Here is a 26,258-nt window from a genome sequence, read left to right as displayed (position 1 = left end):
ATGGGCATCGATCGACGTCTGCCGCTGGGCCCGCCGCCGCTCGTCGAACCGTTCGGCGGGCGCGATGCGCGCCGCGCCGCCGTCCTGGGTCTGCCGGTGTCGCATTCGCGGTCGCCGGACCTGCACCTGGCCGCCTACCGGGCGCTGGGTCTGCAGGACTGGACCTACGTGCGCCGGGAGTGCAGCGCCGAGGCACTGCCCGGCCTGGTCGACGATGCCGGAGCCGACTACGTCGGGTTCTCGGTGACCATGCCCGGCAAGCTCGCCGCACTTGCCCACGCCGACATCCGGACCGAACGCGCCGTCCTGGTGGGTTCGGCCAACACCTTGGTGCGTACCGCCGACGGATGGCGCGCCGACTGCACCGACATCGACGGCATGATCGGCGCACTCGCCGAACTCGGCGTCGACACCGGCACCGTCGGATCACCGCTGCCGTCCTCGGCGGTCGTGGTCGGTGCCGGTGGCACCGCACTGCCGACGGTCGCCGCACTGGCCGCCGCCGGGATCACCGCGCTGACCGTCGTCGCCCGCGACGCCGGTCGCGCCACCTCGGTACTGGAGCTGGCCGACCGGCTCGGCATGCGCGCCGAGGTGGTGCCGTTCACCGACACCCCGGTGTTGCGGAACCGGTGTGCGGAGTCCGCGGCCACCGTGTCGACGGTCCCCGGCGACGGCACCGCGGTGCTGATCGATGCGCTGGCGAGAGCGCCGCGCGTCGTGGACGTCATCTACAACCCGTGGCCGACACCGCTGGCCGCCGCGGTCACCGCCGCAGGCGGCCGAGTGGTCGGCGGATTGGTGATGCTCCTGCACCAGGCCTTCAGCCAGGTGGAACAGTTCACCGGCTTCCCCGCACCCCGAGAGGCCATGGCCGCCGCCGTTGCGTAACGGGCACCGTGTGGCCGGGCGCGCCGGGGGTGTGCGCGCCGCTGTGGGTGGTTGAGCAGGTCGTCGTCGCGATAGCGACGCCGGCCGGCCGTCGAAACCTCTGTTGGGTCGCGATGGGTGGTGGCCGCTTGTGTGTTCGGGTTGCGGGGATTTCGACTCGCCTTGTCGCTGCGCTCCTCGGCGGCTCAATCATCGTGTGGGGTGCGCTGCTGTGGGTGAGTTGCGTTGTTGTGGGTGGTTGAGCAGGTCGTCGTCGCGATAGCGACGCCGGCCGGCTGTCGAAACCTCTGTTGGGTCGCGATGGGTGGTGGCCGCTTGGGGGTGGTTGCGTGGTGTGCTCGGGTTGCGGGGATTTCGACTCGCCTTGTCGCTGCGCTCCTCGGCGGCTCAATCATCGTGTGGGGTGCGACGCTGTGGGTGAGTTGCGCTGTTGTGGGTGGTTGAGCAGGTCGCCGTCGCGATAGCGACGCCGGCCGGCTGTCGAAACCTCTGTTGGGTCGCGATGGGTGGTGGCCGCTTGGGGGTGGTTGCGTGGTGTGCTCGGGTTGCGGGGATTTCGACTCGCCTTGTCGCTGCGCTCCTCGGCGGCTCAATCATCGTGTGGGGTGCGACGCTGTGGGTGAGTTGCGCTGTTGTGGGTGGTTGAGCAGGTCGCCGTCGCGATAGCGACGCCGGCCGGCTGTCGAAACCTCTGTCACGATCCGCTGGAACGCACGCACATCGCCCGACCACCGATCCACAGAACCGCCGACGTCCACATCGGTCGCGGCGGCGGAACCACGGCGGGCAGCAACTCGTCGACACTGACCGGGTGACCGTCATCGCGCTCGCCGTCATCGCAGGGTGGCTGGCCCTGATCGCCGACACCGACCGCCGGAAGGCGACCATCCCCAACCGGCTCGTCGTCCCCGGTGTGCTCGCGGTGATGGTGGGTGCCCTCGTCCACCCGATGGCCGCGGCCGGCGCGCTGATCGCGGCCCTGCCGTACGCCGTCGCCTTCACCGCGCGACTGTCCGGCGGCGGCGACGTGAAACTGGCCGTGGTGCTCGGCGGCCTGCTCGCCGACACCGCGTCGACGTTGCTGATGGTGTTCCTCGCACAGGTCCTGCACCTGCTGGCGCATCTGGCTGCGCGGTCCCCAGGTGTGCGCCGACCGCACGCCCCGGCACTGGTCGCGGCGTGGGCGACGGTGGTGATCCCGGCGGCCGTGTTCGGCTAGGGCGGGAGCTGTTCGCGGCCGGGATCGCGTGCATGGAAGAATCGACCATTGTGTTGCGCTGGATAACCGCCGGAGAGTCTCATGGCCCGGCACTCGTGGCGATCGTCGAGGGAATGGTCGCCGGAGTCGAGATCACGTCGTCGGACATCGCCGAGCAGCTGGCCCGCCGCCGGCTCGGCTACGGCCGAGGTGCGCGAATGAAGTTCGAGGCCGACAAGGTCACCGTCATCGGCGGGCTGCGTCATGGCCTGACGCTGGGCGGGCCGGTCGCCATCGAGATCGGGAACACCGAGTGGCCCAAGTGGGAGACGGTCATGGCCGCCGACCCGGTGGATCCCGAGGTCCTCGCCGGGAGTGCCCGCAATGCGCCGCTGACCCGGCCACGCCCGGGACACGCCGACTACTCGGGCATGCTCAAGTACGGCTTCGACGACGCCCGTCCGATCCTCGAGCGCGCCAGCGCCCGGGAGACCGCGGCCCGGGTGGCCGCCGGTACCGTCGCCAAGGCGCTGCTGCGTCAGGTGTTCGGCATCGACGTGTTCTCCCATGTGATCTCGATCGGGGCGAGCACCCCGTACGACGGGCCGACCCCGCAGTTCACCGACCTCGAGGCGATCGACGCCAGCCCGGTGCGCGCCTACGGCAAGGACGCCGAGGCCGAGATGATCGGTGAGATCGAGGCCGCCAAGAAGGACGGGGACACCCTCGGCGGTGTGGTCGAGGTGGTCGCCACCGGTGTGCCGGTCGGTCTCGGGTCGCACGTCAGCGGTGAGACCCGCCTCGATGCCCGGCTGGCCGCCGCGCTGATGGGAATCCAGGCGATCAAGGGTGTCGAGGTGGGCGACGGCTTCCAGACCGCCCGCCGCCGCGGCAGCGCCGCCCACGACGAGATGGTCCCCGGACCCGACGGTGTGCTGCGCTCGACCAACCGGGCAGGTGGCCTCGAGGGCGGCATGACCAACGGCGAGAGCCTGCGGGTGCGTGCGGCGATGAAGCCGATCTCGACGGTGCCGCGCGCGCTGTCCACGGTCGACATGAGCACCGGCGAGCAGGCCAGCGCGATCCACCAGCGGTCGGATGTGTGCGCGGTCCCGGCGGCGGGTGTGGTCGCCGAGGCGATGGTGGCGCTCGTGGTGGCCCAGGCCGCGCTGGAGAAGTTCGGTGGCGACTCGGTCACCGAGACCGCCGACAACCTGCAGGCCTACCTCAAGCGCATCGAGTCGCGCCCGCCGCAGCCGTGATCATCGTCGGACGCCCCGCGGTGGTCCTGATCGGGTTCATGGGTGCGGGCAAGTCGACGGTCGGGCGGGTCCTCGCCGGTCTGATCGGGGTGGACTTCATCGACACCGACACCGAGATCGAACGCCGTGAGGGCCGCACCATCCCGGAGATCTTCACCGCCGAGGGTGCTGCGCGGTTCCGCGAGATCGAGCGGGACGTGGTGACCGACGTGCTGGCCACCCACCGTGGTGTGGTGGCACTCGGCGGGGGAGCGGTCACCACCCCGGCGGTCGCCGAGGCCCTCGACGGGCACCGTGTGGTGCACCTGCGGATCGGTCCCGAGGCCGGGTTCGCGCGGGTCGCCGGAACCGATCGCCCGATGCTGGCCACCGACGACCCGGCCGCCCGCTACCGCGAGCTGCTCGCCGAGCGTGCCGAGACCTACCGCGATGTCGCGACCATCGAGGTGGATGCCGGTGCAGGGGACGCGGAGACCGTCGCCGACCTGATCCTCGCCGAGATCGCCCAGAACAACACCGTCTCCGGGGACGGCACCCGCCGCCCCGCCGACAGCCGTGTGAACGAGAGGACCGCATGAGCGAGCAGACCGCAGCAACCGAGCCGGTACGCATCCGGGTCGCCACCGCTTCCCCGTACGACGTGATCATCGGCCGGGGGCTGCTCGGCGAGCTCGCCGAGGCTGCCGCCGGTGCCGACCACATCGCGATCCTTTATCAGCCGACCCTCACCGCGACTGCCGAACAGATTCGGGAGTTCTTGTCGGAGAGGGGTTTCGACGCGCACCGTATCGAGATCCCGGACGCCGAGGCGGGTAAGGACCTCTCGGTCGCGGCGTTCTGCTGGGAGGTGTGCGGCCGGATCGGCCTCAAGCGCAACGACAAGATCATCTCGCTGGGTGGCGGCGCGGCCACCGACCTCGCCGGCTTCGTCGCGGCCACCTGGATGCGCGGCATCGGCGTCATCCATGTCCCGACCACCCTGCTCGCGATGGTCGACGCCGCGGTCGGCGGCAAGACCGGCATCAACACCGACGCCGGCAAGAACCTGGTGGGGTCGTTCCACGAGCCCGACGCGGTGCTGATCGACATCGCCACCCTCGAGACCGTTCCCCGCAACGAGGTGATCGCCGGACTCGCCGAGGTGATCAAGACCGGTTTCATCGCCGACCCGGTGATCCTCGACATGATCGAGGCCGACCCGGTCGCCGCGACCGATCCCACCGGTCCGGTGCTGCCGGAGCTGATCCGCCGCTCGGTGCAGGTCAAGGCCGATGTGGTGGCCGCCGACCTCAAGGAGTCGTCGCTGCGGGAGATCCTCAACTACGGTCACACCCTCGGCCACGCGATCGAGCGTCGCGAGCGGTACCGCTGGCGTCACGGCGCCGCCGTCTCGGTGGGCCTGGTGTTCGCCGCCGAGCTGGCCCGTCTGGCGGGCCGTCTCGACGACGCCACCGCCGACCGTCACGCCGCGATCCTGAAGCTGGTCGGCCTGCCCACCACCTACGACGCCGACGCGCTCGGCGATCTGATGAAGGGTATGGCCGGCGACAAGAAGAACCGCTCCGGCGTGCTGCGCTTCGTCGTCCTCGACGGTCTGGCCAACCCGGGCCGTCTCGAGGGCCCCGACCCGTCGCTGATCGCCGCCGCATACTCGGCGGTCGCCGCCGACACCGCGCCGAACGGCACCACCCTGCTCTGACCGGATCGCCCCCGGGCGTCCCGACAACGAAGAACCGCCGCGTCCCGATGATCGGGATGCGGCGGTTCTCGGTTGGGCCGAAGTGGGCGGAGCGGACGGGCTCAGGAGGCGCTGATCTCCTCGGTCCGGGCCTCGTGCACCGACCAGTCGGAGGTGTCGGGCTCGTTCTTGCGCTGGTCGCGACGGACCAGGAAGCGGCCCACCGCGGCACCGACGAAGGCGGGCACGAAGATCAGCAGGGCGGTGAACGAACCGCCGGCGAACAGTTCCACCGCGAAGTTCGCCTGGCCGATGCCGGCGAACCAGAACGTCCCGATCGCCCACGAGACCACGCCGGCCACCACACCTGCGAACACGCCGGCCTTGAGCCAGCGCACGGTGAGGTCCTGGTAGTCGTCGGGGTCGGGGTTGGCCCGCGCATCGGCGATACCGTCCACGCCGCCCCACAGCAGGGCGATCAGCACGACGACGGCGACCACCACGGTCTTCCATGTCGTCGAGTGCAGCGGGGAATGGATCACGGCGACGCCGAGCAGGACGCGGGCGAGCACGTGTACGACGGTCATCACGCCGCCACGAAGCAACCACGAAGAAGCCATGGCGGACAGCGTACTAGACAGTAAGTCCCGTCAAGTGCTCTCGACCACACTTTCTGTCCCCGGGTGGCCGAGCACCACCTCGGCGGGGGTGGAGTCGTAGCCTGGATCCGATGAGCACCACTGCACCGCCGGCCACCGCCGCCCGTCGTGAACGGTTGCGCGAACTGCTGCGTTCGGCCGAGACCCCCGTCGACGCGCTGATCGTCTCCGATCTGGTCAACCTGCGCTATCTGACCGGGTTCACCGGGTCCAACGGGGCGCTGCTGGTCTCGGCCGGCGGTCCCGACGCCGACCGCATCTGCACCGACGGCCGCTACACCACCCAGGTCGGCGCGCAGGCCGGTGACCTGGTCGCGGTGATCGCCCGCGACACCCCGGCCGCCCTGCTCGAGGTGGCCGTGCGCGCCGGGGCGCGTCGGATCGGCTTCGAGGCCGACACGCTGACCGTCGCCGCACATCGGGGCCTGAGTGCCGGCCTCGACGCCACCACCGAACTCGTCGCCACATCGGGGCTGGTCCTGGGCCTGCGTGCGGTCAAGGACGCGGGGGAGATCGCCCTGCTGCGCCGGGCATGTGCGATCGGTGACGAGGCGCTCGCCGCGATCATCGCCGGCGGGGTGATCCGCGCCGGCGCCACCGAACGTGCCGTCGCCCGCGCCCTGGAATGGGAGATGTACGCCCGCGGCGCCGACGCCATCGCCTTCGAGACGATCGTCGCCGCCGGGGCCCACTCGGCCATCCCGCACCATCGGCCCACCGACGCCGTCCTCGCCGACGGCGACCTGGTCAAGATCGATTTCGGGGCGGTGTTCGGCGGCTACCACTCCGACATGACCCGCACCTATGTGTTGCATCACGCCCAGGACTGGCAGCGTGAGATCTACGACCTCGTGGCGACCGCGCAGGCCGCCGGGCGCGCCGCCCTGACTCCGGGCGTCGACCTGCGGGCGGTCGACGCCGCGGCCCGCGACGTGATCGATGCGGCCGGTCACGGCGAGCACTACGTGCACGGTCTCGGGCACGGTGTGGGACTCGAGATCCACGAAGCGCCGGGAATCGGCAAACTCGCTGCGGGTACACTGCCATGCGGCGCAGCGGTGACCGTGGAACCCGGCGTCTACCTCCCGGGACGAGGTGGCGTCAGGATCGAGGACACGCTCGTCGTCACCGACGGCGAACCGGACCTGCTGACCGCCACCGACAAGGCATTCACCGTCATCTGACGGTCACTCTTCGACGTAGAGGGAAAAGGGAAACACCATATGGCGACCACCGCCGACTTCAAGAACGGCCTCGTGCTGCGCATGGACGACCAGCTCTGGCAGATCCAGGAGTTCCAGCACGTCAAGCCCGGCAAGGGCCCGGCCTTCGTGCGGACCAAGATCAAGAACATCCTGAGCGGCAAGATCGTCGACAAGACCTTCAACGCCGGCATCAAGGTGGAGACCGCGACCGTCGACCGTCGCGACATGACCTTCCTGTACAACGACGGCACCGACTACGTGTTCATGGACGCGCAGGACTACGAGCAGTTCTCGATCCCGCCGGCCACCGTCGGTGACGGCGCCCGCTTCCTGCTGGAGAACATGACCGTGCAGGTGTCGCTGAACGAGGGCAACCCGCTGTTCGTCGAGCTCCCGGTGACGGTCGAGCTGATCGTCGAGCACACCGATCCCGGCCTGCAGGGCGACCGCTCCACCGGTGGCACCAAGCCCGCCAAGATGGAGACCGGTGCCGAGATCCAGGTGCCCCTGTTCATCAACACCGGCGACAAGCTCAAGGTCGACTCGCGCGACGGCAGCTACCTCGGCCGCGTCAACAGCTGATCACCGCTCGTATCGTGAAGAAACCCGGAACCCGGCACAAGGCGCGGCGTCGCGCCGTGGACCTGCTGTTCGAGGCCGAGGCCAAGCAGGTCAGCCCCGCCGACCTCGTCGCCGAGCGCCGTGTACTGGTCCACACCGATGAGAGTGTCGGCCAGATCCATCCCTACACCGCCCGCGTGATCGACGGCCTCGTGGCCGATCAGGCGCAGATCGACGCCGTCGTGTCGTCGCACCTGCGCGGGTGGACCCTCGAACGGCTTCCCGCGGTGGACCGGGCGATCCTGCGCCTGGCCACCTGGGAACTGTTCAACGCCACGGACGTCGATCCGGTCGTGATCGTCGACGAGGCGGTCGAATTGGCCAAGGAGTTGTCCACCGACGAGTCACCGTCGTTCGTCAACGGCGTACTCGGCCGGATCGCCGATCTCGCACCGCAGGTGCGGTCGGCGGCCGCGGTCGAGCTGCCCGGCGACGCCGAGGACTGACACTCTGCGCCGCCGGCCGGCGGTGTAAAGTGTCGCGGAGACAGACGTCCTTTAACGATCCGTCCGGTGAGGCGGAGAAGGAGGTCGGCGTGGTCACGCCCACCACAGGGTCACAACCCAACAGGCGCGTCCTGCTCGATGCCGGCGATGTAGCCCGGACCATCGCGCGGGTCGCGCATCAGGTGATCGAGAAGAACGCTCTCGACGCCCCCGACGCACCGCGCGTCATCATCATCGGAATCCCCACTCGCGGAACCACTCTGGCGGACCGTCTGGCCGCAAAGGTCAGCGAGTTCGCAGGCCGCGACATCCCGGTCGGCTACCTCGACATCACGCTCTACCGTGACGATCTGCGAGCCAAGCCGCACCGCCCGCTCGAACGCACCGTGGTCCCGGCCGGCGGTGTCGACCACGCGATCGTGGTGCTCGCCGACGACGTCCTGTACTCGGGGCGCACGGTGCGCGCGGCACTCGACGCGCTGCGTGACCTGGGGCGCCCGGCGGCGGTGCAGCTGGCCGTGCTGATCGACCGCGGCCATCGCGAATTGCCTTTGCGCGCAGACTATGTCGGCAAGAACATCCCCACCTCTCGCGACGAGAGCGTCTCGGTGCACCTCGTCGAGCACGACGGGGTGGACGAGGTGGTCCTGTCCGGCCCGGTGACCGAGGCGGCGGGGGAGGAGAACTGATGCGGCACCTGCTGTCCACCCAGGATCTCTCCGCCGACGCCGCCACCGAATTGCTCGACGAGGCAGAACGTTTCGAGCAGGCCCTGGCCGGTCGCGAGGTGCGCAAGCTGCCCACCCTGCGCGGCCGCACGGTGATGACGGTCTTCTACGAGAACTCCACCCGCACCCGGGTGTCGTTCGAGGTCGCCGGCAAGTGGATGAGCGCCGACGTGATCAACGTGTCGGCGTCGAGTTCGTCGGTCGGCAAGGGGGAGTCGCTGCGCGACACCGCCAAGACGCTGCGCGCGGCCGGTGCCGATGCGCTGATCGTGCGGCACCCGGCGTCGGGTGCGGCCCACCAGATCGCCGCCTGGACCACCGAGGCCGACGGCAGCGGCCCGGCGGTGATCAACGCCGGCGACGGCACCCACGAGCACCCCACCCAGGCGCTGCTGGACGCGCTGACGCTGCGTCAGCGGCTCGGTGGCCTCGCCGGTCGCCGGATCGCGCTGGTCGGCGACGTCCTGCACTCGCGGGTCGCCCGCTCCAACGCCCACCTGCTGGCCACCCTCGGTGCCGAGGTGGTGCTCGTCGCACCGCCCACGCTGCTGCCGGTCGGGGTGGAGCAGTGGCCGGTCACCGTCTCCGGCGACCTCGACGCCGAACTCGCCGCCGTCGACGCGGTGATGATGCTGCGGGTGCAGGCCGAACGCATGAACGGCGGTTTCTTCCCGAGCTCACGTGAGTACTCGGTGCGCTTCGGGCTCAACGAGCGTCGCCTCGCCCTGCTCGACGACAAGGCGGTGGTGCTGCACCCCGGACCGATGCTGCGCGGCATGGAGATCGGGTTCTCGGTCGCCGACGCCCCGCAGGCCACCGTCCTCGACCAGGTCCGCAACGGTGTGCACGTCCGCATGGCGGTGCTCTTCCGCCTGCTCGTCGGCACCGAACAGACAGGAGACTCACTGTGAGCGCCCACGCCGGAACCGCCGATGCCACCGGAAGTGCCCGGTCCGGATCGGTTGTCCTGCATCAGGTCAGGCCCTACGGCGAGGGTGACCCCGTCGACGTCGTGGTCACCGACGGGCAGATCACCGAGATCGGCGCCACGGTCACCGTCCCGGCCGGCGCCGAGGAGATCGACGGCAACGGCGGCATCCTGCTGCCCGGCTTCGTCGACATGCACACCCACCTGCGTGAACCCGGCCGCGAGGACACCGAGACCATCCGGTCCGGCTCACGTGCCGCCGCGCTCGGCGGCTACACCGCGGTGTTCGCGATGGCCAACACCAACCCGGTCGCCGACAACTCGACCATCACCGACAACGTCTGGCGCACCGGCCGCGAGGTCGGCCTGGTCGACGTCCACCCGGTGGGTGCGGTCACCGTCGGCCTCAAGGGCGAGCAGCTCGCCGAGATGGGCATGATGGCCGCCGGGGTCGGCAACGTGCGGATGTTCAGCGACGACGGCAAATGCGTGCACGATCCGCTGATCATGCGGCGCGCCCTGGAATATGCGAAGGGCCTCGGCGTCCTGATCGCCCAGCACGCCGAGGAGCCGCGGCTGACCGTCGGTGCGATCGCCCACGAGGGACCCACGGCGGCGCGCCTGGGCCTGGCCGGCTGGCCGCGTGCCGCCGAGGAGTCGATCGTGGTGCGCGATGCGCTGCTGGCCCGCGATGCCGGTGCCCGCGTGCACATCTGCCATGCCTCCACCGAGGGCACCGTCGAACTGCTCCGCTGGGCCAAGGACCAGGGCATCTCGGTGACCGCCGAGGTCACCCCGCATCACCTGCTGCTCACCGACGCCCGCCTGGAGGGCTACGACCCGATCAACAAGGTCAACCCGCCGCTGCGTGAGGAACGCGACACCCTCGCGCTGCGTCAGGCGCTGGCCGACGGCATCGTCGACTGCGTCGCCACCGACCACGCCCCGCACGCCTCGCAGGAGAAGTGCTGCGAGTTCTCGGCCGCCAAACCCGGCATGCTGGGCCTGCAGACGGCCCTGCCGATCGTGGTGCAGACCCTGGTGGAGCCGGGACTGCTGGACTGGCGCGGCGTGGCCCGGGTGATGAGCGAGCGGCCCGCCCAGATCGTCGGGCTCACCGACCAGGGCCGGCCCATCGCGGTCGGCGAGCCGGGCAACCTGACCGTCGTCGACCCGGACACCCCCTGGGTGGTCCACGGTGACGAGCTGGCCAGCCTGTCGTCGAACACGCCGTACGAGGCGATGTCGATGCCCGCCACGATCACCGCCACGGTGCTGCGCGGGGTGGTCACCGCCGCCGGCGGGCAGGCACGGGCATGAACGACATGTGGTTCGACCTGATCATCGTGATCGCGGTGCTCGCCTTGTGGCTGGTGCTGATCTCCCTGGTCCTGCGCGGTTGGCGCAATCGTGGCCGACGACAGGTCGACGCGGTCGGCGAGCTCCCCGTGGTGCCCGATGATCCGGGACCGGTCACGCTGGGCCCCGACACCGGGATGTACCTCGGTGCGACCTTCGCGCCGAGCTGGCAGAACCGGGTCGCCGTGGGCGACTACGGCGACCGTGCGGCGTCGTCGATCGGTCTGCACGCGAGCGGCATCCTCGTCGAACGCGACGGGGCGAGCGCGGTCTGGATTCCGCGGGAGTCGATCACCGCGGTGCGCACCGAACGCGGCCACGCCGGCAAGGTGATGACCGCCGACGGTGTGCTCGTGATCCGCTGGGCACTGCCCAACGGGACCGAGCTCGACACCGGGTTCCGCGCCGACGACAAGTCCATCTACCCCGGCTGGGTCGCCGAGTTCGATCCCGACGGCGGGCGTGACAGCTCCGCGCCCGAGTCCACCCAGCCCGATATCGAACAGAGGAAAGATCAATGACCCCAGCGGTTCTGGTGCTCGAGAACGGGCAGGTGTTCACCGGCCGGGCATTCGGTGCCGTCGGTGAGACCCTCGGCGAGGCGGTCTTCTGCACCGCCATGACCGGCTATCAGGAGACCCTCACCGATCCCAGCTATCACCGGCAGATCGTGGTGGCGACCGCCCCGCAGATCGGCAACACCGGCTGGAACGACGAGGACGGCGAGTCCACCGGCAGCGCGGGCAGCCAGGGCGTCGACGGCGACTCCGGCAAGATCTGGGTCGCCGGATACGCCGTGCGCAACCCCACCCGCCGAGTCTCCAACTGGCGTGCGACCACCTCCCTCGAGGACGAGCTGGTGCGTCAGGGCATCGTCGGGATCTCCGGCATCGACACCCGCACCGTGGTGCGGGTGCTGCGCGACCACGGCTCGATGCGCGCCGGGGTGTTCTCCGGCGCCGCCCTCGCCGACACCGACGAGCTGCTCGCCCGGGTCCGCAACCAGCCGTCGATGAAGGGCGCCGACCTCGCCGGCGAGGTCACCACCGACACCGGCTACCTGGTGGAACCGGCGGCCGAGACCCGCTTCCGGGTGGCCGCCATCGACCTGGGTATCAAGACCAACACCCCGCGCATGTTCGCCGAGCGCGGCGTCGCGGTGCAGGTGCTGCCGTCCACGGCGACCTTCGAGCAGATCCGCGACCTCGGCGTCGACGGTGTGTTCCTGTCGAACGGCCCCGGCGACCCGGCCACCGCCGACACCGCGGTGGCACTGACCCGCGAGGTGCTGGGTGCGGACCTGCCGTTGTTCGGCATCTGCTTCGGCAACCAGATCCTGGGCCGGGCGCTCGGTCGCGGCACCTACAAGATGACCTTCGGGCACCGCGGCATCAACATCCCGGTGATCGACCACGCCACCGGCAAGGTGTCGATCACCGCACAGAACCACGGCTTCGCGCTCGAGGGCGAGGCCGGCGAGGAATTCGACACCGACTTCGGGCGGGCCCGGGTCAGCCATGTCTGCGCCAACGACGGCACCGTCGAGGGTGTGGAGCTGGCCTCCGGCCGCGCGTTCTCGGTGCAGTATCACCCCGAGGCGGCCGCCGGACCCCACGACGCCGCGTACCTGTTCGACACATTCGTCACCCTGCTCGAGGGTGACCGCGCACGAGGAGCGAGGGCCTGATGCCGCGCCGCACAGATCTGTCCCACGTCCTGGTCATCGGTTCCGGTCCGATCGTGATCGGCCAGGCCTGCGAGTTCGACTACTCCGGCACCCAGGCATGCCGCGTCCTCAAGGCCGAGGGCCTGCGGGTGAGCCTGGTCAACTCCAACCCGGCCACGATCATGACCGACCCGGAGTTCGCCGACGCCACTTACATCGAGCCGATCACCGCCGAATACATCGAGAAGGTGATCGAGGCCGAGCGCGACGCCGGCCACCCGATCGACGCCGTGCTGGCCACCCTCGGTGGGCAGACCGCACTCAATGCCGCTGTGGCACTGCATGATCGCGGTTCGCTGGAGAAGTACGGGATCGAGCTGATCGGCGCCGACTTCGACGCCATCCAGCGCGGTGAGGACCGCCAGAAGTTCAAGGACATCGTCGCCGAGGTCGGTGGCGAGAGTGCCCGGTCGGCCGTCTGCCACACCATGGAAGAGGTCCGCGCGACCGTCGCCGAACTCGGCTACCCCGTCGTGGTGCGGCCGTCGTTCACCATGGGCGGGCTCGGCTCGGGTATGGCCTACGACGAGACCGACCTGGAGCGGATCGCCGGTGGCGGCCTGGCCGCGTCGCCGACCGCCAACGTCCTGATCGAGGAGTCCATCCTCGGCTGGAAGGAATACGAGCTCGAGCTGATGCGCGACCACCGCGACAACGTCGTGGTGATCTGCTCCATCGAGAACGTCGACCCGGTCGGTGTGCACACCGGCGACTCGGTGACCGTCGCCCCGGCGATGACCCTCACCGACCGCGAGTACCAGAAGATGCGTGATCTCTCGATCGCCATCCTGCGTCAGGTCGGTGTCGACACCGGCGGCTGCAACATCCAGTTCGCGCAGGACCCGAGCGACGGACGCCTGGTGGTCATCGAGATGAATCCGCGTGTGTCGCGGTCGTCGGCGCTCGCCTCGAAGGCCACCGGCTTCCCGATCGCCAAGATCGCCGCGAAGCTGGCCATCGGCTACAGCCTCGACGAGATCACCAACGACATCACCGAGGAGACGCCGGCCTGCTTCGAGCCGACGCTCGACTACGTCGTGGTGAAGGCGCCGCGGTTCGCGTTCGAGAAGTTCCCCGGCGCCGACGACACCCTGACCACCACGATGAAGTCGGTCGGCGAGGCGATGAGCCTGGGCCGCAGCTTCGCCGAGGCCCTCGGCAAGGTGATGCGGTCGCTGGAGACCAAGGCCGCCGGGTTCTGGACCGAACCGCACCGCCCCGATCCGGCGACGCTGGATCTCGACGAGCTGCTCGAGTCGCTCAAGACCCCCAAGGACGGCCGGCTGTACGGGCTGATGCTGGCCTTCGACGCCGGTGCCACCATCGAGCAGGTCTACGAGGCCACCGCCATCGACCCGTGGTTCCTGGCCGAGATCGCCGGGATCGGCGCGCTGGGCAACGAGATCCGCGACGCCGACGAGCTGACCGTGGATCTGCTGCGGGAGGCCAAGTCGAGCGGTTTCTCCGACCGCCAGATCGCGGCGTTGCGCAGTGAGTTCGCCGACCAGGACGAGGTCCGCGCGCGCCGTCACGAGCTCGGTGTGCGGCCGGTGTACAAGACCGTCGACACCTGTGCGGCCGAGTTCGAGGCCAAGACGCCGTACCACTACTCGACCTACGAGCTCGATCCCGCCGCCACCAGCGAGATCGCCCCGCAGACCGAGCGGCCGAAGGTGCTCATCCTCGGTTCGGGTCCCAACCGCATCGGGCAGGGCATCGAGTTCGACTACTCGTGTGTGCACGCGGCGCTGACCTTGAGCGAGGCCGGGTACGAGACCGTGATGGTCAACTGCAACCCGGAAACCGTGTCGACCGACTACGACACCGCCGACCGCCTCTACTTCGAGCCGCTGACCTTCGAGGACGTCCTCGAGGTCTACCATGCGGAATCGCAGTCGGGCACCGTGGCCGGCGTGATCGTGCAACTCGGCGGGCAGACCCCGCTGAGTCTGGCGCATCGACTCGAGGCGGCAGGCGTGCCGATCGTCGGCACCAACCCCAAGGCCATCGACCTCGCCGAGGACCGTGGCGAGTTCGGCAAGGTGCTCACCGCCGCCGGACTGCCCGCCCCCGCGTTCGGTACCGCGACCAGTTTCGAGGAGGCCCGCGACACCGCCGCCCGCATCGGTTACCCGGTGCTGGTGCGTCCGTCGTATGTCCTCGGTGGTCGCGGCATGGAGATCGTTTACGACGAGAAGTCGTTGGCCGACTACATCTCTCGCGCCACAGAGCTCACCCCCGATCACCCGGTGCTGGTGGACCGCTTCCTGGAGGATGCGGTCGAGATCGACGTCGATGCGTTGTGTGACGGCGACGAGGTGTACATCGGCGGGATCATGGAGCACATCGAGGAGGCCGGCATCCACTCCGGCGACTCCGCGTGCGCGCTCCCGCCGGTGACCCTGGGCCGTGCGGATCTGGCGATGGTGCGCGCCTCCACCGAAGCCCTGGCCAAGGGCATCGGGGTGCGGGGTCTGCTCAACGTGCAGTACGCGCTCAAGGACGACGTCCTCTATGTGCTCGAGGCCAATCCGCGGGCGAGCCGCACCGTACCGTTCGTGTCCAAGACCACCGCGGTGCAGCTCGCCAAGGCCTGTGCCCGCGTGATGCTCGGCACCTCCATCGCAGAGCTGCGCGAGCAGGCGATCCTGCCCGCCACCGGTGACGGCGGGACGATGCCGACCTCGTCGGCGGTCGCGGTCAAGGAGGCGGTGTTGCCGTTCAACCGGTTCCGCCGCCATGACGGCACCGGCATCGACTCGCTGCTGAGCCCGGAGATGAAGTCCACCGGCGAGGTGATGGGCATCGACTCCGATTTCGGTCGCGCCTTCGCCAAGTCGCAGACCGCGGCCTACGGGTCGCTGCCCACCGAGGGTGCGGTGTTCGTGTCGGTGGCCAACAAGGACAAACGGGCACTGCTGTTCCCGGTCAAGCATCTCGCCGATCTCGGGTTCACCATCCTGGCCACGGAGGGCACTGCGGATGTGTTGCGCCGCAACGGCGTCGAGTGCACCACGGTGCGTAAGCACTTCGAGGCCGCGCCGGGGGAGAAGACCGTCATCGACGCGATTCGTGCGCACGAGATCGCGATGGTGATCAACACTCCGTTCGGCCAGTCCGGACCGCGTGTCGACGGTTACGAGATCCGTAGTGCCGCAGTGTCGGTCGGTATCCCGTGCATCACCACGGTGCAAGGTGCCAGTGCTGCGGTGCAGGGTATCGAGGCCGCACGCAACGAGCAGATGGGTGTCGAGTCCATCCAGCGTCGCCACGCCGCACTGGTGAACGAACGATGACCGGGTTCGGGGACCGCTACCGCGCGTCGGTCGACGCGCGGGGCCGGCTGTGTGCCGGCATCGACCCGCACACCGAACTCCTCGAGGCCTGGGGGCTGTCGGTGGATGCCGACGGCCTCGGCCGGTTCGCCGACATCTGCATCGAAGCGCTCGGTCTCGCCGCCGCGGTGATCAAGCCGCAGGTCGCGTTCTTCGAGGCGTTCGGGTCGGCCGGGTTCGCGGTCCTCGAACGGGTCATCACCGGCTGCCGGGGGGCCGGTGCGCTGGTCCTGGCCGACGCCAAGCGCGGTGACATCGGCTCCACCATGGCCGCCTATGCGCAGTCATGGCTGGGTGACGCATCCCCGCTGGTATCCGACGCGGTGACGGTGTCGCCGTACCTCGGATTCGGTTCCCTCGCACCGGCTGTCGACGCCGCCCGGGCCGGCGGTCGGGGAGTGTTCGTGCTCGCCCGAACCTCCAACCCGGAGGGCGCGCAGGTGCAGCTCGCCGATGCCGACGGGCGCACCGTCGGCCAGCGCATCGTCGACGACGCCGCCGCGGTGAACGCCGACGGTTCGGCAACCGTCGGCGTGGTGGTCGGCGCGACCCGCGCCCACGGGCTGGATCTGAGCGCATTGCGCGGCCCGATTCTCTCGCCGGGGCTGGGCGCTCAGGGCGCCACCGCAGCGGACCTTCCCGAGGTCTTCGCCGACGCCGACTCGTCGTGGCTGCTGCCCGCGAGTTCGCGCGGCGTGCTGCGTGCCGGTCCCGACGTCGCCGCCATTCGCGCCGCCTTCGAACGAACCCGCGACGAGGTCGAGTCGGCGTTGTAGGCGGCAGCGGCCGCGACACGGACGGAACTGCCGTTCTCTCGACTCCGCGCAACCTGTCGTGTCCCGGTGTCCCCCGCCAATCCCGGCGGCGGCTGCCGGCGGAGCGGGGTGCGGGCAGGAACCCGCGTCGAGACCACGTCCATCGAGTGTTCGGGCGGGCTGAGGCGAGCGCGGTGACCGGATGAGCTCGGGCCTGCTCGACCCGGGATCCTCACCGGGGGTCACACCGTCGTCGCGCCCAGCGATCGCATATCGGCCACCATCGGCTGGTGTGACAGGAGACCGGCGTCGACCTTGATCTCCTGTCCGTTGATGCCGGCGGAGTCGTCGGAGGCCAGGAACGCGAATACCTTGGCCTGCTGCTCCGGCGAGGGCATCTCGGGGTTGAGGTTCTGCCGGCGGAAGATGTCCTTGATCTCCTCGGGGAGCTGCTGAGCAGGTGGCGACGTCGTGGTTCCTGGGCTGACGGCGTTACACCGGACCCCTTCCAGCCCGTACTGGGTGGCGAGGAACTTGGTGAGTGCGATCACGCCGGCCTTGGATGCGCCGTACCCACTCAGGCTCGTGTCGCCTGCCGATCCGTGTGTGGATGCCGTGCTGACGATTGTCCCGCCTGCCTTACGCAGGTAAGGCAGTGTGTGCTTGCTCAGCAGCATGACGCTTCGGAGATTCACCGCCATGACGTTGTCCCAGGCCTCGACCGTCATCGTGGCGACCTCGGTGTCATCAGGCGGGAACACGCCTGCGATGTTGATCACGATCGTCGGTTCGCCGAGCTGCTCGACAGTGGTCGCCACGAGCTGCTCGATCTGCTGCTCGGATCGGACATCGGTGTGGACCGCGATCGCCACGCTGTGACCGGCACGCTCGTTGAGCTGTTTGGCCAGTGCCTGCGCGCCTTCGATGTTGATATCGGCGAGCGCGACCTTCGCCCCACCTGCAACGAGTTCGGTTGCGGTGGCGCCTCCGATGTTGAGCCCGCCCGGGTCGACGGTGGTCGCCCCGGTGACTATCGCTGTCTTGCCGTCGAAACTCGGCATGCTGCTACCTTCTCCCATTGGTTGAGGACTGGTTCCCTGCGGCATGTGCCGAGGTCGAGGTCTTCGTCGAATCTGCTGCCAGCCAGGATGGAAAGCACAGAACCAGTTGCTCAACGACCTGTTCCTGTGACCCTTTCGATTCCTCGTCGTCCAGCCAGCGTCCGACGACTCCGAGCACTCCGTGCGCCAGGAAGGGCGCGAGCACCGCCGTGTCCACTTCTGGTGGACGGGTGGTCATCTGGTCGAGCGCGGTGGCGGTCAGTTCTGTGAAGGCCTCCGTGATCCGGCGCACGGCGCCCGCCGGCGCGTGTGATCCGAGCAGCGGCGCATAAACTGCCCGACGCGCATCGATGAATCCGACGAAGGCCGACATTGCACTCCGACTCGCCGCGAGTCCGTCCACCGCGAACAGGCCACGCATCCGGACATCGGCGTCACTGAGCGCGGTGAACAGGTCGCGCAGCATGTAGACGGCCAGGTCATCCGGTGACGCGAAGTGCTTGTAGAAGACGGAGCGATGCACACCTGCGGCGCCTGTCAGGGCCGCAACCGTGACCGGTCCCGAGTCGGCGAGCCGGGTGAATGCTTCGACCAGCTTCGTACGAGTACGCATCGCACGTGGATCTTCGCTGGTCACTGTGATGCGCCCCTTGCGCGGAATCGACTGTTGTGAAGAACTCATTTCCCGCGATGCTAGCACTAAACGACAGGTGTCGACGAAGTCCTCTCGTGCCTGCATCGGATCGTTGATCGACCAGGACGAGTCGACGTCGCAACGATCCGCGGTATCCCTGGACCCGTCGGCGTCGTCGGCGACCAAACGGTCGCCGCCGCTGCCAGAACCGGTACCGTGGGCGCCGCAGTGCTTGTCGATCGAACCGTCGCCCGAGAGGGTGCGGTGGCCCGGTCCGGGCGTTCCCGGCCGCGCGTCGGGGTGCGGACAGCGCGCAACGCCGCACGGTGTCGGCTGCGGTCGGTGGTGGGCGTGGTTGCGGCGGGGGGAGACGGCGTACGCCGGACCAGCCGGGCCGTCGAACAGTGCCTGGGCGCGCTGCTCGACCCGCATCCGATCAGTGGTATCGCCAGGACGTATCGCGCCCATGCGGTCGACGAGGTCACCGCGATCAGTCGGATCGACGAGACCCGGATCCGATCCGGGTGCAGCAGCCATTGTGAGCCCGGTTGGGAATGTCCGATTAGCATGTCACCGGTGAGTGAACGGTCCGGGGCCCTGTTGGCCGAGCGGTCACGTCCCGACGTCGTCGCCGGACTCCGCGAGAGCCTTCTCACGGCCCTCGAGACCCGACGCGGCACCTCGATCGTCATCGAGGGCCCACCGGGTATCGGCAAGAGTCACCTCATCTCGACCCTGCTCGCCGACGTGTATCTCGGCGTCCCTGAACCCGCCACCTCCGATCGGGGTGCTCCCATCGTCCTGCGTTCCCGTGGCGACGAACGCCGCCGCACCGAGGCGTTCTCGGTGGTCACGGCGCTGATGGGCGGGGTCGCACCCGACATTCATCCCGGTGAGTACGTTCTCGAGCGCATCGACGATCTCGCCGCGACCGGACCGGTCCTCGTGTGGGTTGACGACGCGCACAACGCCGACGAGGCCAGCCTGACGGTGCTGCGACGGCTGGTATGGACCTCGCAGGTGTTGCCGCTGATCGTGATCGTCTCCGCCCGGCCGATCCCCGGCCGTACCCGCCTGGATTCGCTCGTGGAGCAGGCCGATATCGCGATCAGGTTGCCTCCGTTGACCCCTGAGATGGTGCGCCAGATCGTCACCGACATGGTCGGCGGGGCACCGGGACCCGCGTTGACCCGCGCCGTCTCCATCGCCCAGGGCAATCCGCTCTTCGTCTGTGAGCTCGTACGTGCGTGGCAGCAGGCGGGTGCGCTTCGGTCCACCACCGGGCTCGAGGGGGCCGGCGTCGAACTCGACGACGAAGCTCGCGTGGTTCGTCCGGGGCATCTCGACCGTGTGGTGCGAGATCACCTCGGCGGGCTCGACGACGCGACACGCGATGTCCTCGCGACCCTCGCGGTTTGTGGCACCCGCGTTTCCCTGGAATTGCTCGCCGAGCTGATGTTCTACGACCCGGCCGATCTCGACATCCCGCTCGCACACGCGGACCGGGCCGGAATGGTCACCCTGCGCACCGAGGGAGAACTCACCGTCGACTTCGCTCACGACGTCTTCCGCGAGGTCGCTTACGACGGCTTGTCGCAGGGATTCCGGCGTGCGACCCACCACCGACTGGCGCGCCTGGCCGAGCAGCGCGGCATGTCCGCCGCTGTGGTCGCCGGACACCGGATACGTGCGGGTGGCGGCCGAGACCGCACCGATCGGCATCCCGGCACCGATGACACCGCGCTGATCCTCGATGTACTGCGTACCGCGGTTGCCGAAGCCGAGGAGCTCGCCCCGGAGGTGGCCGCGGATCTGCTCGAGATGGCCGAGACCCAGGCAGGCACCGCCGACGCCGACCGCATGCTGGTGCATCGTGTCCACAATCTGATCCGAGCGGGCCGGGGGCCGGTCGCCGAACGCCTCATCCGTACGCGCATCGACACCGTCGCCGACCCGAGGATCGCCGCCCGGTTGCAGGCGGAGCTGGTCCGGGCCCTCGTGAGTCGCGCCGACGCCGACGGTGCGGTGGCGATGATCGATCGTGCCCTGTCGATCGGCGGACTGCCGCGGGGAGTGCGCGACACGATGACCATTCGCCGGGCATGGATTCGTCAGCTCGCCGGTCACGTGGTGGGCGACGACGAGATCCCTTCCGGCGTCGCCGACTTCGCCGGGACCGATCCGCAGGCCGCCGAGGCCCGGGCGACGCAACTCGTGCTCCGGTCGAGCCAGGCGCTCTTCGGTGGCGCACCCGGCCGTGCCGTCGCACTGCTCGCGGAACTCGACACCGCAGGGGCCCGCGCGGCCAGCGGCTCGTCGGGGTCGTCGATCGCCGACGACCTCGCGCCGGTGTACCGGCTGTGGGCGACCCTCGCGCACAGCGGACCCATCGCCGTGGTCGAACGCGTGGACCGGATCCGCCACCGTTCCGGCGGTGAATTCCGTTGGTCTGATTCGTATCTGGGTTTCCTCTGCGGGGATGCGCGGGCCGCCGAGGCGGAATGGGACGATGCCGTCGCCGAGTTCGATACCGCGTTGGAGTCGGCGGCCGAGACCGGCACCGGGTGGATCTCGATCGCGGTGGGCAATCGTGCCTACCTCGACGCCCATCGCGGTGACGTGGCCCGTGCACGGAGCCGGTTGGATGCTTTTCGACATCGAGGCCTGCCATTGCAGTTCGGGATCGACTATCCCGGGGTGGCCGAACTCGCCGCGCTCGAGGCAGACGGCGACCTCGACCGGGCCGCGGTTCTGGTGCGGTCGCTGTGGGCGGCTGCGCGGATCCGGCCGGGTCGCGGATTCGCCGATCGGGTTCTCGACATCGCCCGCACCGCCCGGCTCACCGGGCAGGAACGCCTCGTCCGTCAGATCGCCGACGATCTCGCCGACGACCTGCGCATGGCGCGGTCGGGATCGCGCGGGCCGGAACCGACGGTGCGGCTGCAGGCGACGGCGGCCTGTGTGACGGCGATGGCTGTGGGCGACGTCACGGCGCTGGTCGCGGCCGCCGACCTGTTCGGGTCGCAGGCATGGGGATGGCCGGCCGCGCAGGTCAGGGAGGAGGCTGCGTGCGCGGCGGCGTCGGCGGGGGACCGGGCGCGTGCGCTCTCCTTGCTCGACGAGGCGCTGGCCGTCTATGAGTACTGCGGTGCGCGACTCGACCGCGACCGCGCGCTGGCCCGGGTCCGTGCGCTCGGCGTGCGGCGCGGCTCCCGGGAATCCCATCGATCGGCGACGAGCGGATGGGAGGCGTTGACCGCCACCGAGACACGCGTCGTCGGTCTGGTGTGCGAGGGGTTGACCAACAAGGAGATCGGGGCCCGCATGTTCGTCTCCCCGCGCACCGTGCAGACCCATGTCTCCCACATTCTCACCAAGACGGGTCTGCGCTCGCGGGTGGAGGTGGCCACCGCGGCACGCGAGCAGCAGACGTGATTCCACGGACGTGAATCGACGGACGCATGTGGATTCGGTGACCGACGACACAGGTCCGTCCATACACGGGTGGCGGGGTGACGGTTCACCCCGTCACCCCGCCACCCGTGTCGGCTGCCTTCAGGTCACATTCTCGCGGCGTCGTCCCCATGCAGGTCTCCTGGCCGGCGGCTGCGCCGCGTGTGTGCCTGCCCCATCTCTGGCTGCCCCGTTCAGATCACCAGAGGTCGTAGCCGGCGTTGGCATGCGGGAAGCCTGTCGAGACGTTGGCATTGATCCAGTAGTGGCCGCCGGTGACGCCGGTGGCGTTGGTGTTGGTGCCGCCGGCGACGTTCACCAGCTGGTACACCGCGTGCGGGCCGACCGCACCGATCCGGTAGTTGATCGTGACGGTCTCGTGGTTGCCGTGCGTGGATGCGGTGACGATCTCCGACGCGCCGGGGGCCAGGGTGCCGCGCGGGGCGTTGATCCAGCTACCGGCGCCCGGGTCGGCACTGGTGAGGTACTCGGTCTTGTCGGTGTGGTTGGTGATGGTCATCGCGGTGGTCGCCTGACCCACCGGCAGGGTTCCGGCACTGGCCAATCCGGCACCACCCGCCGCAAGCGCCCCCACGGCACCGACCCCGGCGAGCACGGCCAGGAGACGGCCCTTGCGGCTGCGCAGACCCTTCCGGCCGGTGTTCTCGGCGGCAGTGTTCTCGGCTGCAATTCCGGTGACGTGGGTGCCGTTGATCGTGGTGGTGTCGGTGGTGATCATGGTGGGTCTCCTTCGACCGGTGACCTCGTCCTTGTGGGGCTTGGTCGTCGTTGTTTCTGACATGTATGACTTTGCCGGTCAGGGTGGGTTTCCGGATTCGGCCGACCCGGCGATCGGGTGGGGGAACGTGTCCTCCCCCGATCGGGGGAGGAGTCGGCAGATCGGCGGATGTCTCCGACAGCGTGCGCAGATACCGTCCAGGCGGTACAAGGAGACCGACCGGCGTCGTCGAAGTGACACCGGCGAATCGGAGGAGGGTGCTCGATGGCCACTGGCAGGCAGGGATCAGGACGGATGAGGTGGATGATCGCCGTCCTCGTGGCGGTGTCGGTGGTGGTCGGTCTCACCGGGGCCCTCGACGCCCGCGCGGTCGCCGACACTCCGGCCGCGGGCGATCCGAGTCCGTCGGCCGACCCGTTCTACCGGTCGCCGCGGCCCCTCGACTCCGTCGTTCCCGGCACGGTCCTGCGGACCCGCGAGGTGAGCATCGGAATCCTCGGCACACCGACACCGTTGCGCGCCACGCAGGCGCTGTATCGCACCACCGACCACCGTGGGGCCCCGACCGCCACGGTCACCACGATCATCCGCCCACCCGGCGGGGCCCCGACGCCACGCCTGGTGAGCTTCAACATGGCCTACGACGGTCTCGGACCGGTCTGCGTTCCGTCGTACACCTTGCGCGGCAACAATCCGAGTCCGCTCACCACCGTCGAACAGGTCGCCATGTCCGGCTACCTTGCCACCGGTCACACCCTGGTCGTCACCGACTACGAGGGCCCGGACAACGAGTGGACCGTCGGCCGGCTGTCGGGATACGCCGCCCTCGACGGTGTCCGCGCCGCGCAGTCGGTGTTGTCACTCCCGCGGTCCACCCCGGTCGGCATGGTGGGGTACTCCGGGGGCTCGGTGCCCACCGACTTCGCCGCCGAACTCGCGCCGGGGTACGCACCCGAGTTGCGTATCGTCGGCGCCGCCGCGGGCGGTCTGCCGGTGGACCTGGCCCACAACCTGCCGTATGTCAGCGGGACCAAGGACTGGGCCGGCGTCATTCCCGCCATCATCGTCGCTTATCAGCGCGCGTACCCGATCAACAGTGCGTCGTTCCTGTCAGCGCGCGGCAGCCAGTTGACCGCCACGGTCGCCGACCGGTGCATCGCCGACTTCGCCTCGAAGTACCCGGGCCTCACCGACGCCGACATGGTCCGTGCGCCGTACCACTCGCTGCTGGACGTGCCGTCGGTCGTCGAAGCGCTGAACGACAACATCATGGGCACCGCGGGCACCCCGCGCATCCCGATGCTGCTGGGGATCGGGCAATCCGATGCGATCGGCGACTCGGTGATGATCGACGCCGACGTCCGGGGCCTGGCCCGCGACTACTGCGCCCGCGGCGTCCGCGTCGACTTCCGCCACTATCCCGGCAAGTCCCACGGCGGCGCATATCAACCGTTCCAGACCGACGCCTACGGCTTCCTCGCCGACCGGTTCGCCGGTCGTCCGACCGCGAACAGCTGTGGCACGATCCCGCCGGGCGCTGCGCTCGACCCGATCCCGGTGCCCGGAGGGGCCGGATGAATCGTCAGATCAGCGTCGTCGTGGTGGACGACCATCCGTTCTTCCGTGACGGGCTCTCGCGCGGGCTGGCCGCCAGCGGGCGCATCCGGGTACTCGGTGAGGCCGACGACGGACGCAGCGGCATCGCGATGATCGCCGACCTGAAACCCGACGTCGCCGTCGTCGACCAGCAGATGCCCGACCTCACCGGCACCGACGTGGTGCACGCGGTGATCCGCGACGGCCTGCCCACCAAGGTGCTGTTGCTGTCGGCGGTCACCGACTCGGTGGTGGTCTTCGACGCGCTGCGCGAGGGTGCGGCCGGCTATGTGTCGAAGAACTCCGACCGCGACGCGATCATCGGCGCGGTCGAACGCGTGTCGAAGGGGGAGACGGTGGTACCTCCCGAACTCGCCGGCGGGCTGGTCGCCCAGATCCGGGCGCACGCCCAACCCGATGCGCCCGCGTTGAGTGAGCGGGAGAGCCAGGTGCTCAACGGTTTCGCGCGGGGACTGTCGATCCCGCAGATCGCCGCCGAACTCTACATCGGGGCGTCGACGGTCAAGACGCACGCCGCCAACCTGTATCAGAAGCTCGGCGTCTCCGACCGTGCCGCCGCCGTCGCCGAGGGCATGCGACGCCGACTCATCGAATGAGGGCTCCGGTGGTGCGGACCGGGGTCGACGGGGTGCGTGCGCAGGTCGGGATGCGACTGATCCTGGCGGTGTTCCTGGTGCTGGTGATCGCCTGCGATCCACCCGAGCAGTTCCTGGCCGCAACGTGGGCGGTGGTCGGCGTGTACCTCGGATGGACCGCGTCCACCCTGCTCCTGGCCCGTCGCCCGGACCTGCGGGTGCAGGAGTGGGCGTGGGCGGCGCTGTTCGTCGATCTCGCCGCGCTCACCGCGGTGGCCGTCCTCGCCGCCCGGTCCGATGCGACCAGCTGGACCTCCGATGTGCTGCTCACCGGCTTCGCGCTGATCCCGATGGCCGCCGCCACCGGACTGCGGCCCGGGGTGTGCGTGGCCATCGCCGTCCCGACCACCGTGGTGTTCCTCGCGGCGTCGGCGGCGGCACGCCCGGCCAACGGGGAACCGTGGTCGTCGGTGCTGCTGCACACCCTGGTGATCGGCGGGCTCGGCGTCGGCAGCGTCGCATTGTCGGCGATCGCGCGGTCGCGGGTGCAGACCATCGCAGCGTTGGCCCGTGATCGCGCGCAGTTGCTCGACGACGTGACCACCGTCGACCGCCGTGCCCGCCGCGAGCTCGCCGACCACCTGCACGACGGCGCCCTGCAATACGTCCTGGCCGCCCGCGGGGAGGTGGCCGCAGCCCGGCGTGGGGACGGCGCGGCGATCGACCGGATCGAGGCCGCCCTGCGCGAGTCGGGGGATCTGTTGCGGTCGACGCTCACCGCACTCAACCCGGCTGTCCTCGACCACCATGGGCTGGGCGTCGCGGTGACCGAACTCGGCCGTTCCACCGCCGCCACCACCGGGCTCACCGTGATCGTCGACACCGCGGCCTGGCCCGGGTGTCCGACCCCGGCCGACGAACTGCTCTACGCCACCGCCCGTGAACTGCTCACCAATGCCGTCAAACATGCCCATGCGACCCGCATCGAACTGACCCTCGAACTCGAACGCGACGGCGTCGACGACGACCCTGACGCCGACGACACAGACCCCGACGACACCGCCGCCACCGGAGACACAGACGCCACCGGAGACACAGACAACACCGACATCGTGGACACCGACATCGTGGACACCGACATTCTCGGACGGGCGCGGTTGGTCGTCGTCGACGACGGGGTGGGTATCCCGCCCGGCGCGCTCGACCCGGGCCGGCTGACCGAGCGACTGGCCGCGGGCCACCTCGGTCTGGCGTCTCGGCAGGTCCGGCTCGCCGCGGCCGGAGGCACGCTGATCTTCACCGCGCGGGCCGGTGGCGGGACCGTCGCGATCGCGACGATCCCGACTGTCGTCTGATCGATGGACAGGGGTCGGGCCGGGTCGCCGGAC

General features: G+C 69.7%; 23 protein-coding genes. 19 read left to right on the top strand and 4 right to left on the bottom strand.

Going from position 1 to position 26,258, the window contains the following annotated elements; all coding sequences use genetic code 11:
• The 5 genes from Q9K23_RS01615 to aroB all read left to right on the top strand — a co-directional run bounded on the left by Q9K23_RS01615 (position 1) and on the right by aroB (position 5,050).
• Positions 1 to 891 carry a shikimate dehydrogenase gene (locus Q9K23_RS01615; RefSeq protein WP_152972632.1) on the top strand — a complete coding sequence of 297 codons (891 nt, stop codon included), beginning with the start codon at positions 1 to 3 and terminating at the stop codon, positions 889 to 891.
• Positions 892 to 1,702: 811 nt separating this feature from the next.
• Positions 1,703 to 2,110 carry a prepilin peptidase gene (locus tag Q9K23_RS01610; RefSeq protein ID WP_261977713.1) on the top strand — a complete coding sequence of 136 codons (408 nt, stop codon included), beginning with the start codon at positions 1,703 to 1,705 and terminating at the stop codon, positions 2,108 to 2,110.
• A gap of 32 nt (positions 2,111 to 2,142) precedes the next feature.
• A complete protein-coding gene (gene aroC, locus Q9K23_RS01605; RefSeq protein WP_053776545.1) occupies positions 2,143 to 3,351 on the top strand; it encodes a chorismate synthase in 1,209 nt (402 codons plus the stop codon).
• 38 nt (positions 3,352 to 3,389) lie between these two features.
• Positions 3,390 to 3,929, top strand: a complete 540-nt coding sequence (locus Q9K23_RS01600) for a shikimate kinase (protein WP_082365746.1) — start codon at positions 3,390 to 3,392, stop codon at positions 3,927 to 3,929.
• On the top strand, positions 3,926 to 5,050 hold the full coding sequence (gene aroB, locus Q9K23_RS01595) for a 3-dehydroquinate synthase (RefSeq protein WP_053776475.1): 1,125 nt from the start codon (positions 3,926 to 3,928) through the stop codon (positions 5,048 to 5,050). The genes Q9K23_RS01600 and aroB overlap by 4 nt, the downstream gene beginning before the upstream one ends.
• A gap of 101 nt (positions 5,051 to 5,151) precedes the next feature.
• Here the strand turns inward: aroB and Q9K23_RS01590 are convergent, their stop codons facing one another.
• Positions 5,152 to 5,649 carry a B-4DMT family transporter gene (locus Q9K23_RS01590; protein ID WP_053776476.1) on the bottom strand — a complete coding sequence of 166 codons (498 nt, stop codon included), beginning with the start codon at positions 5,647 to 5,649 and terminating at the stop codon, positions 5,152 to 5,154.
• A 110-nt stretch (positions 5,650 to 5,759) separates the two neighbouring features.
• On the opposite strand from Q9K23_RS01590, the gene Q9K23_RS01585 reads away from it, so the two are divergent.
• The 10 genes from Q9K23_RS01585 to pyrF all read left to right on the top strand — a co-directional run bounded on the left by Q9K23_RS01585 (position 5,760) and on the right by pyrF (position 16,812).
• Positions 5,760 to 6,872 carry a Xaa-Pro peptidase family protein gene (locus Q9K23_RS01585; protein ID WP_305950359.1) on the top strand — a complete coding sequence of 371 codons (1,113 nt, stop codon included), beginning with the start codon at positions 5,760 to 5,762 and terminating at the stop codon, positions 6,870 to 6,872.
• Positions 6,873 to 6,911: 39 nt separating this feature from the next.
• Positions 6,912 to 7,475 (top strand): elongation factor P, encoded by a 564-nt coding sequence (gene efp / locus Q9K23_RS01580; protein WP_020791585.1) that lies wholly within the window; start codon positions 6,912 to 6,914, stop codon positions 7,473 to 7,475.
• Positions 7,476 to 7,489: 14 nt separating this feature from the next.
• Positions 7,490 to 7,960, top strand: a complete 471-nt coding sequence (gene nusB, locus Q9K23_RS01575) for a transcription antitermination factor NusB (RefSeq protein WP_053776478.1) — start codon at positions 7,490 to 7,492, stop codon at positions 7,958 to 7,960.
• Positions 7,961 to 8,049: 89 nt separating this feature from the next.
• On the top strand, positions 8,050 to 8,649 hold the full coding sequence (gene pyrR, locus Q9K23_RS01570) for a bifunctional pyr operon transcriptional regulator/uracil phosphoribosyltransferase PyrR (protein WP_053776479.1): 600 nt from the start codon (positions 8,050 to 8,052) through the stop codon (positions 8,647 to 8,649).
• A complete protein-coding gene (locus Q9K23_RS01565; RefSeq protein WP_305950358.1) occupies positions 8,649 to 9,599 on the top strand; it encodes an aspartate carbamoyltransferase catalytic subunit in 951 nt (316 codons plus the stop codon). Before pyrR ends, Q9K23_RS01565 begins: the two co-directional genes overlap by 1 nt.
• Positions 9,596 to 10,936 carry a dihydroorotase gene (locus Q9K23_RS01560; protein WP_053776480.1) on the top strand — a complete coding sequence of 447 codons (1,341 nt, stop codon included), beginning with the start codon at positions 9,596 to 9,598 and terminating at the stop codon, positions 10,934 to 10,936. The genes Q9K23_RS01565 and Q9K23_RS01560 overlap by 4 nt, the downstream gene beginning before the upstream one ends.
• Positions 10,933 to 11,496, top strand: a complete 564-nt coding sequence (locus tag Q9K23_RS01555; RefSeq protein WP_020793549.1) for a hypothetical protein — start codon at positions 10,933 to 10,935, stop codon at positions 11,494 to 11,496. Before Q9K23_RS01560 ends, Q9K23_RS01555 begins: the two co-directional genes overlap by 4 nt.
• Positions 11,493 to 12,662, top strand: coding sequence for a glutamine-hydrolyzing carbamoyl-phosphate synthase small subunit (gene carA, locus Q9K23_RS01550; RefSeq protein ID WP_053776481.1), 1,170 nt, complete (start codon positions 11,493 to 11,495; stop codon positions 12,660 to 12,662). The genes Q9K23_RS01555 and carA overlap by 4 nt, the downstream gene beginning before the upstream one ends.
• Positions 12,662 to 15,997, top strand: a complete 3,336-nt coding sequence (gene carB / locus Q9K23_RS01545; protein ID WP_020791350.1) for a carbamoyl-phosphate synthase large subunit — start codon at positions 12,662 to 12,664, stop codon at positions 15,995 to 15,997. Before carA ends, carB begins: the two co-directional genes overlap by 1 nt.
• Positions 15,994 to 16,812: an orotidine-5'-phosphate decarboxylase gene (gene pyrF / locus Q9K23_RS01540; RefSeq protein WP_305950357.1), complete on the top strand. Its 819-nt coding sequence runs from the start codon at positions 15,994 to 15,996 to the stop codon at positions 16,810 to 16,812. Before carB ends, pyrF begins: the two co-directional genes overlap by 4 nt.
• Positions 16,813 to 17,033: 221 nt before the next feature.
• Here pyrF and Q9K23_RS01535 read toward each other — a convergent pair whose 3' ends face one another.
• On the bottom strand, positions 17,034 to 17,852 hold the full coding sequence (locus Q9K23_RS01535; RefSeq protein ID WP_020791382.1) for an SDR family oxidoreductase: 819 nt from the start codon (positions 17,850 to 17,852) through the stop codon (positions 17,034 to 17,036).
• Between the two features lie 4 nt (positions 17,853 to 17,856).
• Positions 17,857 to 19,023, bottom strand: a complete 1,167-nt coding sequence (locus tag Q9K23_RS01530; protein WP_261977715.1) for a TetR/AcrR family transcriptional regulator — start codon at positions 19,021 to 19,023, stop codon at positions 17,857 to 17,859.
• 39 nt (positions 19,024 to 19,062) lie between these two features.
• Here Q9K23_RS01530 and Q9K23_RS01525 point away from each other — a divergent pair, with 39 nt between their 5' ends.
• Positions 19,063 to 21,921: a LuxR family transcriptional regulator gene (locus tag Q9K23_RS01525; RefSeq protein WP_160319576.1), complete on the top strand. Its 2,859-nt coding sequence runs from the start codon at positions 19,063 to 19,065 to the stop codon at positions 21,919 to 21,921.
• A 217-nt stretch (positions 21,922 to 22,138) separates the two neighbouring features.
• On the opposite strand, the gene Q9K23_RS01520 is transcribed toward Q9K23_RS01525, so the two are convergent.
• Positions 22,139 to 22,678: a hypothetical protein gene (locus Q9K23_RS01520; protein ID WP_261977716.1), complete on the bottom strand. Its 540-nt coding sequence runs from the start codon at positions 22,676 to 22,678 to the stop codon at positions 22,139 to 22,141.
• Between the two features lie 303 nt (positions 22,679 to 22,981).
• Between Q9K23_RS01520 and Q9K23_RS01515 the strand changes: the two genes are divergently transcribed.
• From Q9K23_RS01515 to Q9K23_RS01505, 3 genes are read left to right on the top strand one after another with little or no spacing between them, the layout of a single operon-like run.
• On the top strand, positions 22,982 to 24,256 hold the full coding sequence (locus Q9K23_RS01515) for a lipase family protein (RefSeq protein WP_152972621.1): 1,275 nt from the start codon (positions 22,982 to 22,984) through the stop codon (positions 24,254 to 24,256).
• Positions 24,253 to 24,891 carry a response regulator transcription factor gene (locus Q9K23_RS01510; RefSeq protein ID WP_020793985.1) on the top strand — a complete coding sequence of 213 codons (639 nt, stop codon included), beginning with the start codon at positions 24,253 to 24,255 and terminating at the stop codon, positions 24,889 to 24,891. The genes Q9K23_RS01515 and Q9K23_RS01510 overlap by 4 nt, the downstream gene beginning before the upstream one ends.
• Positions 24,888 to 26,225 (top strand): ATP-binding protein, encoded by a 1,338-nt coding sequence (locus Q9K23_RS01505; RefSeq protein WP_305950356.1) that lies wholly within the window; start codon positions 24,888 to 24,890, stop codon positions 26,223 to 26,225. Before Q9K23_RS01510 ends, Q9K23_RS01505 begins: the two co-directional genes overlap by 4 nt.
• Positions 26,226 to 26,258: the final 33 nt, after the last annotated feature.

Origin of the sequence: Gordonia sp. NB41Y (assembly GCF_030718915.1) — a bacterium.
GTDB classification, from domain to species: domain Bacteria; phylum Actinomycetota; class Actinomycetes; order Mycobacteriales; family Mycobacteriaceae; genus Gordonia; species Gordonia desulfuricans.
This window is presented reverse-complemented; position numbering and strand designations above follow the sequence as displayed.